Here is a 13,696-nt window from a genome sequence, read left to right as displayed (position 1 = left end):
TAAAAACGCCCGCTAGATTAGTCTAGCGGGCGTTTTTGTTGGTCATTCGATAGTTTTATCATCATGACGACGACAATCTATAAACATAAATCAGCAAACTGGCCGCGAGTCAGAAATGTTAAGTCTTTTGGGTCTAATTCAATCTCTAGCCCACGCTTACCTGCACTCACACATATCGTTTCAAAATCTGTCGCACTGGAATGAACGAAGGTAGGCAGTGCTTTCTTCTGTCCAAGCGGACTAATGCCACCAACAACATAACCCGTGGTTTTCTGAGCAATCTCAGGATCGGCCATCTCTGCTTTTTTGCCTTTCGCTGCTTTAGCGGCAAGCTTTAGATTTAGCTTCTGGTCGACAGGAATAACGGCAACCGCCAAATCTTTCGCCACACCATTCAAGCAGAACAACAGCGTTTTGAATACACGTTTGGGATCTTGACCAAGCGCTTCAACGGCTTCTAAACCATAGTTCGTATTATTGGCATCATGATGGTACTGATGCACGCTATGAGCGATTTTCTTTTTCTTGGCGAGATTGATTGCTGGGGTCATAACAAATCCAAACGATAGATAAACAAAAAGCGACGCCGAGGCGTCGCTTTAGTTAAATTTATCATGGTGCTAGAGTCAATCTAATTTAGCACCTATTGATACAATTGCTTGGATTCAATTACTTGTAAACCATTTGGCCTGAAGGCGCGTACTTGTTCACGTCAACCGGGCTGTTTGCTTCTAGGTACTCTTTCAGTACTTCAGCATCAACAAAACCAGTATTTACGTAACCTGGGTGGTCAGACAGTTTAGGGTAACCGTCACCACCAGCAGCGTTAAAGCTTGGTACTGTGAAACGGTATGTTTCGTCTAGACGAAGCTGTTTGCCACCGATGAATACATTCGATACTTCACCGTTTGCTACTGTCATTGAGATACCAGCAAACTGAGCGTAAGCACCAGAATCGATTGGTTTAGTTGCCACTACATTTAGGTAATCTAGAACTTCTTTACCCGTCATGTCTGTGTAAGTCAGGATGTTTGCAAAAGGTTGTACTGTTAGCACGTCTTTGTAAGTGACATTACCGGCTTCAATTGAGTCACGAACGCCACCAGAGTTCATCACAGCGAAGTCTGCTTTTGCACGCTCCATGTGAGAAGTCGCAATTAAACGACCTAGGTTGGTCTGTTGGAAGCGAACGACGTTACGATCGCCTTCAAGCTTGCCATTTGTCTCTGCGATTTGAACTTCTAGCTGTGCTTGACCTTGCTCTTGGAAAGGACGTAGGAATTCAAGTAGCTCTGGGTCTTGTGCGATTTCATCTTGAATAAGAACACGTTGCTTCTTACCGTCGATCTTAACTTTCTTCTTAAGGTTAACTGGAATCAGGTCGTAGCTCACCATCTCTAGCTCGCCATTACGGAATTCGTAATCAGCACGACCTACGTACTTGCCCCACTCGTGAGCTTGAACGATGTAAGTACCGTTCTGTACGTCAGGCTTACACTCATCACCCGGCTTGAAGTTTTTCTTCGCAACGTTAGGGCCTTCCATACATACAGGCTCTTGAGAGTGACCACCAACGATCATGTCTAGATCGCCTTCGTTTAGGTAACGAGCAAGTGCGACATCACCCGGAGCATTAACACCACGTTGGCCATTTTCGTAGTGACCCATATGAGTCACAGCAAAGATTAGATCCGGTTTTTCTGTTTCTTTAAGTTCAGCGATTAGCTTCTTCGCTTCTTCTTTAGGATCACGGAAGTCGATGCCTGCGATAAATTCAGGGTTACCAATCTTTTGGGTATCTTCAGTTGTTAAACCAATAACCGCAATCTTGATGCCTTGCTTTTCGAACATCTCGTAAGCTTGGAACTTACGTTCACCTGTCGCTTTATCGTAGATGTTTGCAGATAGCATTGGGAAGTTAGCCCAGTCGATCTGCTTTTGTAATACGTCTAAAGAGTTATCAAACTCGTGGTTACCCAATGCCATGGCATCGTAACCAATTTTGTTCATACCTTTAAAATCAGGTTCTGCGTCCTGAAGGTCTGACTCTGGAACACCCGTGTTGATGTCACCGCCAGATAGAAGCAACACGCTACCGCCTTCTGCTTCAACTTCTGAACGAAGTTGGTCAACTAGCGTTTTACGTGCAGACATGCCGTATTCGCCATATTTATTCTGCCAGAAACGACCATGGTTATCGTTTGTGTGAAGAATCGTTAGCTTGTAAGTTTCGTCTTGGTTCCAATCATGAGCTGATTGAGACGCACACCCAGCTAGAGTAGCTAGAATTGCAGCACTTAGTGCTGTCTTTAGAATAAGGCGTTGCTTCATTGTCATACCTTTGAACTTTTTAGGGAATCCACTGCTTTTTATAATCTATTGCGACCCCTTTCCTGGAGTTCGAACAATAAGACTTCAACATGACTAATCTTAAATTAACATTCTAGATGTAACACGACGATTTCATATTTATGTCGAATTGGTCACGCATAGGTCAACAGTTAAGTGTAACAAAATTATGAGATTACACTCAAACTTCCCCTGCATCACAAGCAATCGTTTACTTACAAAGTGTGATGAATATCAGTAATTTACTGCAAACAGGACTGACCTCACACTCATATAAGAGTTTCTTAGGTAATAACCCGCCACGTTAACAACTCTTTAAATGAACGGTTTATGTTCGGCTGATTTTACGAGATAAAAAAAAGCCCAATTCAGAGAACTGGGCTTTCTTAGATCAACTTTGTTAAATAACGTTTCCGTTACTTCACATCCATCTCAATTATTTAATATCAATATGCTCAAAGCCTTTGATAAGGTCATCAAGTGCTTTCATCTGCTTCAAGAACGGCTCTAGTTTGTCTAGAGGTAGCGCAGATGGGCCATCACAACGAGCTTGGTCTGGGTTTGGGTGAGCTTCAATGAACAGACCCGCAATACCCGTAGCAAGACCCGCTTTAGCAAGTTCAACCGTTTGCTCACGACGACCGCCAGATGCAGCACCTGATGGGTCACGCATTTGTAGAGAGTGCGTCACGTCGAAGATGATTGGGCTACCGTTTGAAGACTTCTTCATTACGCCAAAGCCAAGCATATCCACAACAAGGTTATCGTAACCCATGCAAGCGCCACGCTCACAAAGGATGATGTTGTCATTACCGCACTCAGCGAACTTATCAACGATGTTGCCAACTTGATTCGGGCTCATGAACTGAGGCTTCTTCACGTTGATTACTGCGCCAGTCTTAGCCATTGCTTCAACAAGATCAGTTTGACGAGCTAGGAATGCAGGTAGTTGGATTACATCAACCACATCCGCAACTGGCTGAGCTTGAGCTTCTGTGTGGATATCAGTAATGATCTTCACGCCGAAAGTATCTTTCAGCTCTTGGAAGATTTTGAGACCTTCTTCCATTCCTGGACCACGGTATGAATGAACTGAGCTGCGGTTCGCTTTATCAAAAGACGCCTTAAATACGTAAGGGATGCCCAGCTTCTCGGTTACTTTTACATAGTGCTCACAGATCTGCATAGCAAGATCACGAGATTCAAGAACGTTCATGCCTGCAAATAGCGTAAATGGCTTGTCGTTAGCAATTGGCATATCGCCAATGTGAACTGTTTTTTGTTCCATCATATTCTCTCTAAATAATTATTAATTAGTGAACTACCACTGTCTTTTCGTTCATGACGTTCACTTGAGATTTCAGTAACTCAGATGCAGGGTCATCTGGGCATTGGTCGATAAAGTATTGATAATCGGTTGCGGCCACTTGGTGACAGTCTAGCTGCTGATAGATAAAACCGCGGTCACGGATTTCATACGGATCATCCGGCACAAACGTTAACGCAAGATCGGTACACTTCAATGCAAGTGTATAACGCTCTTCTCGCAGCAGTGCACTCTTGAGCAGGGCTAACCACTTACCAATAATCGTTGGGTGGTCGCCGACTTCTAGGTGCTCAGGTTTCACCTTAGCTAATGGGCCATCATGGCCAATTAGCCATGCTCGCAGCGTTTGTTCGCCAACGTACTCACCGTTATAAGGGTTAATGTAGGCCGCAGCTTGCCCGTACCAACTTACTTTAAGTAAGAATTGAGTCGGAAAAGAGACGCCCTCTACAGGAAAGCCTAGCTTGCGACCTAGAAAAAGAAAGATCGCCCCCAGACTCACTGGAATGCCTTTCTTTCTCTCAAGCACTTTATCGATGAACGCGTTTTCCGAAGAGAAATACGCATCTTTATCGCCAGCAAAGCCCCATTCATAAAAGAATAGTCGAATAAAAGATTCAAACTTCTGCTGTTCATCGGTTTCATTAACCAAAGCAAACTCGGCGTCTTTTAACAATCTCGCCAGCTCTTGCTCTGCCCAACTGTCTTGAGTTTCTGGGTTAATCGCTTTATTTAAGATCAATGCACCTTCAGCTAACTCTAGCTGGTCAAAGTCTTCATCAAAAAATTCGTACATAGATAGTTAACCGAAATAAGGAGATAATTAACCGAAAAATGTTGGTGTCTTGGTCATTGCGATTTTGCCTGCCATCGCTAACCAGCCAAGCGCACCAAAGAAAGAGAATACTCTCAGTAGCTTGTTTTTACCTAGCTTAAGCGCAAAGAAACCTAATGCGATGTAAGCCATAACACAAGTTAGTTTTTCGGTTAACCATGGTGCTGCTGGTGTAAATGGAATAAAGCCAGTGATGAAAATCAAACCAATACCCGATAGCAATAGCAACGAGTCATTGATATGAGGGAAACGCTGCAAGAAAGGATGCTTAAGCTTAGGTGAGTTAGCCATCATAAGAGCGAAACGAATCGAGAGAAGTAGCGCACTTATAGCAATCGTTAATAGGTGAAAATGTTTTAGACCTTCGTACATGGTATTCCTTTATATTTTTATATGTGCTTTCGTTAACACGAGCCTCACAATACCCGTTAATGCTCTGTAGTTCTGCATAAAATCTCTGCATTTCTGCGTTAAATGCATTATCGGGTTAAATGTATTGTCGAGTTAAAGGTATCAATTTAGCAAGTTCATCATCCATTGCTCACAAGACGATTAACAATCACTAACTATGAACAGTAACGACCCAATGTCACTCGGTCATTACCACCGTAATCTTTCTCTGTGACAACATCGAGATAACCGAGCGCCTGCATAATCTCACGAACTGCCAAACCTTGGTCATAGCCGTGTTCAAATGCTAACCAACCTTCATTTTCCAAAAAGCCACGTGCGTTTTCAGAAATGTATCGAATATCTGCAAGCCCTTTCTCTTCAGCAACCAGTGCTGTGATCGGCTCAAAACGCACATCGCCTTGAGACAAATGAGGATCATTCTTCTCAATGTATGGCGGGTTAGAAACAATCAGAGAGAATTTCACAACGCCTTCAGAGCTCAAAGGCTCAAACCAACTACCATGCAAAAAAGTCGCATTGGTGATGTTGAGACGCTGTGCATTCTCTGTCGCAAGCTGCTGCGCTTCAGGGCGAAGATCAATACCCGTCACCTGTCGATTCGGCATCTCAGACGCCAATGCTAACGCGATAGCACCTGTACCTGTCCCTAAATCGAGAATCGCGCCTTGCTTGCCAAAGGTTTTATCCAACGCTACTTCAACCAAACGCTCGGTATCTGGGCGTGGGATTAATGTAGAAGGGGAAACTTTTAACGGCAGTGACCAAAACTCACGCTCACCGATAATGTAAGCCACGGGCTCACCGGTTAAGCGACGTTTTAGAAGGGCATTGAATTCAGACTCTTGCTCAGAGGTGAGATGCTTCTCAGGCCAAGTCAGTAGGTAAGATCTTGGTTTATCTAAGGCGTGACAAAGCAGTACCGCGGCATCAATAGAGGGTGATGTGTTATCACCCTCTTGAAGCTTTACGATTGCTGCTTTTAAAGCACTTTCAACCGTATATGCTGACTGCATACTGGTTAGTTGTTCTCTGCAAGTGCAGCAAGCTGATCGGCTTGGTGCTCTTGAAGTACAGGATCAAGCAAGCTTTGCATGTCACCTTCAAGTACTTCGTTAAGACGGTAAATTGTAAGGTTGATACGGTGATCCGAAACACGGCCTTGTGGGTAGTTGTACGTACGAATACGGTCACTACGGTCACCCGAACCTAGTAGGTTACGACGTGTATCAGAAACCGCTGCCGCGCGGCGCTCTTCTTCTGCTTGAACAATACGAGCAGCAAGAACAGCCATCGCTTTCGCTTTGTTTTTATGCTGAGAACGCTCGTCCTGACACTCTACTACTGTACCCGTTGGTAAGTGAGTAATACGGATTGCTGAATCCGTGGTGTTAACGTGCTGACCACCCGCGCCTGATGCACGGAAAGTATCAATTTTAAGGTCGCCCGCTTTGATTTCTGGAAGATCCGCTTCTGGGATCTCAGGCATAACCGCAACCGTACATGCTGACGTGTGAACACGGCCTTGAGATTCGGTTTCAGGTACACGTTGTACACGGTGACCGCCTGACTCAAACTTCATGGTGCCGTAAACAGCGTCGCCACTAACCTTAGCGATCATCTCTTTGTAGCCGCCTTGTTCAGAAGCATTGCTGCTCATAATTTCAACGCGCCAACCTTTCTTCTCAGCAAACTTAGAGTACATACGGAACAGGTTGCCCGCGAAGATACCTGCTTCATCACCACCCGCACCTGCGCGGATTTCTAGGAAACAGTTACGCTCATCGTTTGGATCTTTTGGAATAAGAAGAATCTGTAGCTCATCAGTCAGACGCTCAATTGCTGCTTTCGCATCTTTGATTTCATCTTGAGCCATTTCACGCATTTCTGCGTCGTCTTCGTTTGCCATCTCTTCAGCAGCTTCTAGATCTTCTTTCGCTTGCTGGTATGACTGGAAGCAAGCTGTCACTTCTTCAAGTTGAGAGTATTCTTTCGAAAGTGCACGGAATTTGTCTTGATTCCCGATTACATCTGGATCACCAAGTAGGTGTTGAACTTCTTCATAGCGTTCAACAAGTGTTTCAAGCTTTACTAGAATCGAGGCTTTCATAATGTCTTATCTTGTTGGAGGTCTAATATTATTGAGGGTTTTCTAAGCCCAAACTCTGTCTAATGACCATTAATTTTGCAGGTTCTCCTTGCTCAGCTGCACTTTGAAGTGCGCGCGTTGGAGCATGGATCAATTTGTTTGTGAGCTTATTGCTGAGCTCGAGTAAAACTTTTTCAGGGTCACCGCCAGCGGCAAGCGATTGTAAACTTTTACTTAATAATTCTTCGCGGATTTCGTTAGCCGATTTACGGTAATCTCGAATACTGTCTACCGCTTGTAAAGAGCGCATCCAACTCATGAACGCGGCACTTTCTTCACTGACGATCGCTTCAGCTTGAATCGCTTCAACTTTACGTTGTTCGATATTGCCATCAACAATCGACTGCAAATCATCAACCGAATAAAGGTAGGCATCATTTAGATCACCAACCTGCGATTCCACATCACGTGGAACGGCAATATCAACCAATAACATCGGCTGATGCTTTCTTGTTTTTAGAGCAGTCTCAACCATACCCTTACCGATAATAGGCAATGGACTTGCGGTTGAGCTAATTACGATGTCCGCTCGATGAAGATGATCAGGGATCTCATTCAAGCTGATCACTTCAGCACCAAATTCTTCTGCTAGCCCTAGAGCACGTTCTCGAGTTCGGTTCGCCACAATCATTTTTGTACAGCCATTCGCCGAAAGGTGCTTAGCCACCAGCTCAATGGTTTCACCCGCACCAACCAGTAACACGGTTGAATCTGCGATGGATTCAAAAATATGCTTGGCTAAGGTACAGGCTGCGTAAGCTACAGAAACCGCGCTTCCGCCGATTTCAGTTTCAGTTCGAACACGCTTCGCAACAGAAAATGATTTCTGGAATAGTTTTTCCATTGAAGCATCAACGGATTTGTTCTCTCGCGAGTCCGTATACGCTTGCTTCACCTGACCTAAGATCTGCGGTTCACCCAAGACTAAAGAGTCCAAACCACAAGCAACGCGCATTAAGTGTTTAATCGCCGCCTGCTCTTCATGGATATAAAGGCTTGGCTTTAGCTCTTCTGGGCTAACTTGATGGAAAACCGACAACCAATCGATGAGTTTGTTTTTAGCCACGCCTTTAACGTCGCAATACACTTCAGTTCGATTACAGGTAGAAAGTATGACACTTCCATTCACGTGTGCATTTGCGTTAAGTTGCTTGAGTGCCTCAGATAATTTATCTGGACCAAAAGCGACTTTTTCTCGCAATTCAACCGACGCTGTATTGTGATTGATACCTACGGCAAGCAAAGACATGTATCAGAAGTTCTCGATCAGGGAATGGAAACAAGGGGCGAATTTTACTTGATGCATGGCTCTATTTAAAGAGCAAGCGGGATTTGTTTTCCTGAGTTCGTGAATTCAATGCTATAGTTGAAGCGTTTTTTAGATAAATTTGAACAAGTTGTGAGCAAACATGAGCAAGCTTCTCAAAATCGCGTCTCTTATTTTTATGGCCATAACTATGGTGGGTTGCTCGTCTATCCCAGAACAACCAACCAGCGTTGAATGGCAAAGTCATCAAGATCGGCTTTTACAGATAGACAACTATCAAGCCTCAGGCAAGCTCGCTTACATTTCCCCAGAGCAACGTCAAAGCCTAAATTTCATTTGGAAACATTCACCAAATCAAAGTCAATTAAGGCTCACTACTTTTCTCGGTCAAACTGCACTGAACCTAACCATAGATCCATCGGGTGCAAAAGTCGTGACCTATGGCGATCAAGTATTTACTCATGCGAGCGCTTCAGTCTTGGTTGAGCAGCTGACAGGTTTACAGATCCCTATTGATCACCTGCCACAATGGTTCCTTGGCATTCCAGACCAAGCCGATAGCTACCAATTGAACACGACCAACACGCTTGAATCTCTCACCAAACAAGTCAGCAACCAATTATGGACACTGAGTTTTGCTAACTATCGCAATACAGAGATGCCGAATAAGCAACTATCGGGTGAAGACAACACTAAGGTAGAGATAATCCCACTCCCTACTCGATTGTCATTCAAGCAAGACAATAACAAAATCAACATTGTAGTTTCGAAGTGGACACTGAAAAGATGATAACAACGCCAACCCATTGGCCTTCTCCGGCTAAACTGAATTTATTTCTCTATATCACTGGTCGACGTGACAATGGCTATCACGAACTTCAAACTTTATTTCAGTTTGTCGATTTTGGTGATGAACTGACAGTTACCGCAAACTCAGAAACTAGCTCGATAACAATCACACCAGAAATCCCTGGGGTAGCACTTGAAGACAACCTGATCTGGAAAGCCGCTACTGCGCTACAGCAATATACCTCAACCTGTTTCGGTGCCGATATTGAACTCAAGAAAGTGCTGCCTATGGGTGGCGGTATTGGCGGAGGCTCTTCAAATGCAGCAACCGTGTTGGTCGCTCTGAATTATTTATGGCAACTCAACCTGTCAGACGATCAACTCGCCGAGATCGGTTTGAAGCTTGGTGCTGACGTTCCTGTCTTCGTTCGAGGCCACGCCGCCTTTGCTGAAGGGGTTGGAGAACAATTGTCACCAGCTAATCCGGATGAAAAATGGTATCTAGTCGCCAAACCTCAAGTGAGCATAGCAACTGCAGACATATTCAAACATTCAGAATTAACTCGAAATACGCCAAAGCGAGCGCTAGCAACGCTTCTAGAGCAAGAATACGTAAACGATTGCGAAAAAATTGTGCGAATGCTGTACCCAGAGGTTGATAAGCAACTTTCATGGCTGCTACAATACGCGCCGTCGAGATTGACTGGTACAGGTTCGTGCGTTTTTGCTGAATTTAACAGCAAAAAAGAAGCCGAATTGGTGCGAGAACAACTGCCTGACACAGTTTCCGCTTTCGTAGCGAAAGGAAGAAACATTTCTCCTTTAAAAGAAACTCTGGCTGAATACCAATCAGCCCACCCACAATCTATTTAAAACTGGACGCAACCCGAGGTTTCCACCGTGCCTGATATGAAGCTATTTGCTGGTAACGCAACACCTGAACTAGCCCAACGTATTGCTGATCGTCTATACATCTCTCTTGGCGATGCTACTGTAGACCGTTTTTCTGATGGCGAAGTCGCTGTTCAAATCAATGAAAACGTTCGTGGTAGCGATGTATTCCTGATTCAATCAACTTGTGCACCAACCAATGACAACCTTATGGAATTGGTGGTAATGATTGACGCAATGCGCCGTGCTTCTGCTGGCCGTATTACTGCTGTAATCCCTTACTTCGGTTATGCCCGTCAAGATCGTCGTGTACGTTCTGCTCGTGTGCCAATTACTGCAAAAGTTGTTGCAGACTTCCTTTCTAACGTTGGCGTTGACCGCGTTCTTACTATCGACCTACACGCAGAGCAAATCCAAGGCTTCTTCGATGTACCTGTTGATAACATCTTCGGCACTCCAGTTCTTCTAGAAGACATGGCTAACCGTGGCCTAGAAAACCCAGTAGTGGTTTCTCCAGACCTTGGTGGTGTTGTACGTGCTCGTGCAACGGCTAAAGCGCTAGGTGATGTTGACATCGCTATCGTTGATAAGCGTCGTCCACGTGCTAACGTTTCTGAAGTAATGAACCTAATCGGTGATGTTGAAGGTCGTGACTGTGTTATCGTTGATGACATGATCGATACGGGTGGCACACTATGTAAAGCAGCTGAAGCGCTTAAAGAGCGCGGTGCTAAGCGTGTATTCGCTTACGCAACTCACGCTGTTTTCTCTGGTACTGCTGCGAACAACATCAAGAACTCTGTTCTAGACCAAGTTATCGTAACGGATTCTATCTCTCTATCTCCAGAGATGGCTGCGACGGGTAAAGTGACAACACTTAGCCTTTCTCGCATGCTTGCTGAAGCGATTCGTCGTATCAGCAACGAAGAATCAATCTCAGCGATGTTCAACTAATCAAAGCCCAATAGCTTTTTTTACAAAAGCTTGGTTTTAGAAACACGCGAGAGAAAGATATTAAGCACTTCAGTCAATGAAGTGCTTTTTTTATGTCTGAGTAATATTGCACTGCTAGTTATCACAAACAGGAATAATCGCGCAGCTATCAGCTAGCTCGCACCTTTTTCATAAACTGTGATATCATACGGCGCTTTTTGAAATCCCAAGAGAGATCCATACCTTGAGCCAACAAATAAAACTTCTCGTTGGACTGGCTAATCCAGGTCCAGAATACGCCAAAACTCGCCACAACGCGGGCGCTTGGGTAGTTGAAGAATTAGCGCGTGTACATAACGTGACACTAAAGAACGAACCAAAGTTCTTTGGCCTAACGGGTCGTATCATGGTTCACGGTGAAGATCTTCGTTTGCTGATCCCAACGACTTTTATGAACTTGTCAGGCAAAGCAGTTGCAGCCTTAGCAAAGTTCTACCAAATTAAACCAGAAGAGATCATGGTCGCTCACGATGAGTTAGATCTGCCTCCTGGTATTGGAAAGTTTAAAAAAGGTGGTGGTCATGGCGGACATAATGGTCTGAAAGACATCATCAGCAAGCAGGGTAACAATAAAGAATTCTATCGTCTTAGATTAGGCATCGGCCATCCAGGACACAAAGATAAAGTTGCAGGTTATGTATTAGGCAAAGCTCCTCAAAAAGAGCAAGAGTGTATCGAGGCCGTCGTTGACGAATCGGTTCGCAGCCTAGACATCTTATTAAAAGATGGCCTACCAAAAGCACAAAATCGCTTACATACGTTCAAAGCAGAATAAGGTTTATATCATGGGTTTTAAATGTGGCATCGTTGGTCTACCAAACGTTGGTAAGTCAACTCTGTTTAACGCACTGACTAAAGCAGGCATCGAAGCAGCAAACTTTCCATTTTGTACGATCGAACCAAACACAGGTATCGTTCCGGTTCCAGATCTACGCTTAGATGCATTAGCAAAAATTGTTAATCCACAGAAGATCCTTCCAACGACAATGGAATTCGTAGATATCGCGGGCCTAGTTGCTGGCGCATCTAAAGGTGAAGGTCTTGGTAACAAATTCCTAGCTAACATCCGTGAAACTGACGCTATCGGTCACGTTGTACGCTGCTTTGAAAATGAAAACATTGTTCACGTTGCTGGCAAAGTATCTCCAATTGAAGATATCGAAGTGATCAACCTAGAACTTGCACTGGCTGACTTAGACAGCTGTGAGCGTGCAATTCAACGTAACGCGAAGAAAGCGAAAGGCGGCGACAAAGACGCTAAATTCGAAATCACTGTACTAGAAAAGCTACTTCCAGTTCTAACTGAAGGTGGTATGGCACGTACTGTTGAACTTGGCAAAGAAGAAGCGGCAGCAATCGGCTACCTAAACTTCCTAACGCTTAAGCCAACAATGTACATCGCAAACGTTGCAGAAGATGGTTTTGAAAATAACCCATACCTAGACGCTGTTCGTGAATACGCAGAAAACGAAAACAACGTTGTTGTTGCTGTTTGTGCAGCAATCGAATCAGAGCTTTCTGAGCTTGATGACGAAGATCGCGAAGAGTTCCTTGCGGATATGGGTATCGAAGAACCAGGTCTTAACCGAGTGATCCGCTCTGGTTACGAACTACTGACTCTTCAGACTTACTTCACAGCTGGTGTTAAAGAAGTTCGTGCTTGGACAATCCCTGTAGGTGCAACTGCGCCACAAGCAGCGGGTAAGATCCACACAGACTTCGAGAAAGGTTTCATCCGTGCTGAAGTTGTTGGATTCGATCACTTCATCGAATTTAACGGTGAGAGCGGTGCGAAAGACGCAGGTAAATGGCGCCTTGAAGGTAAAGAATACATCGTTAAAGATGGTGACGTTGTTCACTTCCGCTTCAATGTATAATTCTGATTAAACATCTAGAAAAAAGGCCAGTGAATTCACTGGCCTTTTTGTTTTTCCCCTTTCTAAATTGTCCCTCACCAGAAACTTAACTTCCTATATATATCGCCTTTTAGACCTGTTTTTTGTCGACAAATACGCCTCTTTGCCTAAAAAGAAACCGAACAGATGTTTATTCGCGATTTATTCAAAAAAAAAGTTGACGGGTTTCACTCAACTCCGCATAATGCGCCCCGTTCACAGCGAAGCGGCAACGTTTCGAAATGAGCAACAATATGGAAATGGCTACTTAGCTCAGTTGGTTAGAGCACATCACTCATAATGATGGGGTCGCAGGTTCAAATCCCGCAGTAGCCACCATTTCCTAAGCACTCTATTTGATATTAAAGTTTGTCTTTAGTAACAAAGAGTTTTTAGGAAATAACGCGGTCGTGGCGGAATTGGTAGACGCACCAGATTTAGGTTCTGGCGCCGAGAGGTGTGAGAGTTCAAGTCTCTCCGACCGCACCATTATTTAGAATGTGTTTAAGATATCATTGTTGGGCTATCGCCAAGCGGTAAGGCACCGGCTTTTGATGCCGGCATTCCCTGGTTCGAATCCAGGTAGCCCAGCCACTATTTAAAGTGTAATTATCTTTAAAAAGATAATGGCATTGAAAGCAAGATTATATTATATTGTCTCGCTCTCAGATGGCTACTTAGCTCAGTTGGTTAGAGCACATCACTCATAATGATGGGGTCGCAGGTTCAAATCCCGCAGTAGCCACCATTCTTTCTTCGAGAAAGAAAAGACAACGTTATATTGAATCAC

At 44.3% G+C, this 13,696-nt stretch carries 13 protein-coding genes and 4 tRNA genes; 9 read left to right on the top strand and 8 right to left on the bottom strand.

All coding sequences use genetic code 11. The features are described from left to right. Positions 1 to 77: 77 nt before the first annotated feature. The 8 genes from ybaK to hemA form a co-directional block, all read right to left on the bottom strand. Positions 78 to 551 carry a Cys-tRNA(Pro) deacylase gene (gene ybaK / locus AB4371_RS06240; protein ID WP_017062318.1) on the bottom strand — a complete coding sequence of 158 codons (474 nt, stop codon included), beginning with the start codon at positions 549 to 551 and terminating at the stop codon, positions 78 to 80. A 118-nt stretch (positions 552 to 669) separates the two neighbouring features. Then, the gene (gene ushA / locus AB4371_RS06235; RefSeq protein WP_017062317.1) at positions 670 to 2,331 is read right to left on the bottom strand and encodes a bifunctional UDP-sugar hydrolase/5'-nucleotidase UshA; all 1,662 of its coding nucleotides are present in this window, start codon (positions 2,329 to 2,331) and stop codon (positions 670 to 672) included. A gap of 454 nt (positions 2,332 to 2,785) precedes the next feature. Further along, positions 2,786 to 3,640, bottom strand: a complete 855-nt coding sequence (gene kdsA, locus AB4371_RS06230; protein ID WP_017069619.1) for a 3-deoxy-8-phosphooctulonate synthase — start codon at positions 3,638 to 3,640, stop codon at positions 2,786 to 2,788. A 22-nt stretch (positions 3,641 to 3,662) separates the two neighbouring features. Continuing rightward, positions 3,663 to 4,472 (bottom strand): SirB1 family protein, encoded by an 810-nt coding sequence (locus AB4371_RS06225; protein WP_372149271.1) that lies wholly within the window; start codon positions 4,470 to 4,472, stop codon positions 3,663 to 3,665. Positions 4,473 to 4,499: 27 nt separating this feature from the next. Continuing rightward, complete coding sequence (locus AB4371_RS06220) at positions 4,500 to 4,883, bottom strand: SirB2 family protein (RefSeq protein WP_009848726.1); 384 nt, start codon at positions 4,881 to 4,883, stop codon at positions 4,500 to 4,502. 194 nt (positions 4,884 to 5,077) lie between these two features. Further along, the gene (gene prmC / locus AB4371_RS06215) at positions 5,078 to 5,938 is read right to left on the bottom strand and encodes a peptide chain release factor N(5)-glutamine methyltransferase (protein WP_017062314.1); all 861 of its coding nucleotides are present in this window, start codon (positions 5,936 to 5,938) and stop codon (positions 5,078 to 5,080) included. A 5-nt stretch (positions 5,939 to 5,943) separates the two neighbouring features. After that, positions 5,944 to 7,032, bottom strand: coding sequence for a peptide chain release factor 1 (prfA, locus tag AB4371_RS06210; protein WP_017062313.1), 1,089 nt, complete (start codon positions 7,030 to 7,032; stop codon positions 5,944 to 5,946). Between the two features lie 28 nt (positions 7,033 to 7,060). Continuing rightward, entirely contained in the window at positions 7,061 to 8,320 is a 1,260-nt protein-coding gene (gene hemA / locus AB4371_RS06205; RefSeq protein WP_017062312.1) for a glutamyl-tRNA reductase, read from the bottom strand. Positions 8,321 to 8,480: 160 nt separating this feature from the next. On the opposite strand from hemA, the gene lolB reads away from it, so the two are divergent. The 9 genes from lolB (at position 8,481) to AB4371_RS06160 (ending at position 13,654) form a co-directional block, all read left to right on the top strand. Beyond that, complete coding sequence (gene lolB / locus AB4371_RS06200) at positions 8,481 to 9,128, top strand: lipoprotein insertase outer membrane protein LolB (protein WP_017067135.1); 648 nt, start codon at positions 8,481 to 8,483, stop codon at positions 9,126 to 9,128. After that, positions 9,125 to 10,000 carry a 4-(cytidine 5'-diphospho)-2-C-methyl-D-erythritol kinase gene (gene ispE, locus AB4371_RS06195; protein ID WP_170962373.1) on the top strand — a complete coding sequence of 292 codons (876 nt, stop codon included), beginning with the start codon at positions 9,125 to 9,127 and terminating at the stop codon, positions 9,998 to 10,000. The genes lolB and ispE overlap by 4 nt, the downstream gene beginning before the upstream one ends. 27 nt (positions 10,001 to 10,027) lie before the next feature. Continuing rightward, positions 10,028 to 10,972 carry a ribose-phosphate pyrophosphokinase gene (locus AB4371_RS06190; protein ID WP_004739814.1) on the top strand — a complete coding sequence of 315 codons (945 nt, stop codon included), beginning with the start codon at positions 10,028 to 10,030 and terminating at the stop codon, positions 10,970 to 10,972. A 223-nt stretch (positions 10,973 to 11,195) separates the two neighbouring features. Next, positions 11,196 to 11,786 carry an aminoacyl-tRNA hydrolase gene (gene pth / locus AB4371_RS06185; protein ID WP_004739815.1) on the top strand — a complete coding sequence of 197 codons (591 nt, stop codon included), beginning with the start codon at positions 11,196 to 11,198 and terminating at the stop codon, positions 11,784 to 11,786. A 10-nt stretch (positions 11,787 to 11,796) separates the two neighbouring features. Further along, positions 11,797 to 12,888 carry a redox-regulated ATPase YchF gene (gene ychF / locus AB4371_RS06180; RefSeq protein ID WP_010439159.1) on the top strand — a complete coding sequence of 364 codons (1,092 nt, stop codon included), beginning with the start codon at positions 11,797 to 11,799 and terminating at the stop codon, positions 12,886 to 12,888. A 280-nt stretch (positions 12,889 to 13,168) separates the two neighbouring features. Continuing rightward, positions 13,169 to 13,245: transfer RNA gene (locus tag AB4371_RS06175), tRNA-Met, on the top strand. Between the two features lie 65 nt (positions 13,246 to 13,310). After that, positions 13,311 to 13,395 (top strand) — tRNA-Leu (locus AB4371_RS06170). A gap of 30 nt (positions 13,396 to 13,425) precedes the next feature. Then, positions 13,426 to 13,500: transfer RNA gene (locus tag AB4371_RS06165), tRNA-Gln, on the top strand. 77 nt (positions 13,501 to 13,577) lie between these two features. Beyond that, a tRNA-Met gene (locus AB4371_RS06160) sits at positions 13,578 to 13,654 on the top strand. Positions 13,655 to 13,696 lie beyond the last annotated feature (42 nt).

Source organism: Vibrio sp. 10N.261.51.A3, from assembly GCF_041471965.1.
Taxonomy (GTDB): domain Bacteria; phylum Pseudomonadota; class Gammaproteobacteria; order Enterobacterales; family Vibrionaceae; genus Vibrio; species Vibrio crassostreae_C.
Note: the sequence above shows the minus strand (reverse complement) of the source record. Positions and strands in the feature narration are given on the sequence as shown.

Excerpts from the sequence above, each read along its gene's own strand:
- kdsA (WP_017069619.1), bottom strand. The coding sequence starts at position 3,640 with ATGATGGAACAAAAAACAGTTCACATTGGCGATATGCCAATTGCTAAC.
- ybaK (WP_017062318.1), bottom strand. The coding sequence starts at position 551 with ATGACCCCAGCAATCAATCTCGCCAAGAAAAAGAAAATCGCTCATAGC.
- prmC (WP_017062314.1), bottom strand. The coding sequence starts at position 5,938 with ATGCAGTCAGCATATACGGTTGAAAGTGCTTTAAAAGCAGCAATCGTA.
- hemA (WP_017062312.1), bottom strand. The coding sequence starts at position 8,320 with ATGTCTTTGCTTGCCGTAGGTATCAATCACAATACAGCGTCGGTTGAA.
- AB4371_RS06225 (WP_372149271.1), bottom strand. The coding sequence starts at position 4,472 with ATGTACGAATTTTTTGATGAAGACTTTGACCAGCTAGAGTTAGCTGAA.
- lolB (WP_017067135.1), top strand. The coding sequence starts at position 8,481 with ATGAGCAAGCTTCTCAAAATCGCGTCTCTTATTTTTATGGCCATAACT.
- prfA (WP_017062313.1), bottom strand. The coding sequence starts at position 7,032 with ATGAAAGCCTCGATTCTAGTAAAGCTTGAAACACTTGTTGAACGCTAT.
- ispE (WP_170962373.1), top strand. The coding sequence starts at position 9,125 with ATGATAACAACGCCAACCCATTGGCCTTCTCCGGCTAAACTGAATTTA.
- ushA (WP_017062317.1), bottom strand. The coding sequence starts at position 2,331 with ATGAAGCAACGCCTTATTCTAAAGACAGCACTAAGTGCTGCAATTCTA.
- AB4371_RS06220 (WP_009848726.1), bottom strand. The coding sequence starts at position 4,883 with ATGTACGAAGGTCTAAAACATTTTCACCTATTAACGATTGCTATAAGT.
- ychF (WP_010439159.1), top strand. The coding sequence starts at position 11,797 with ATGGGTTTTAAATGTGGCATCGTTGGTCTACCAAACGTTGGTAAGTCA.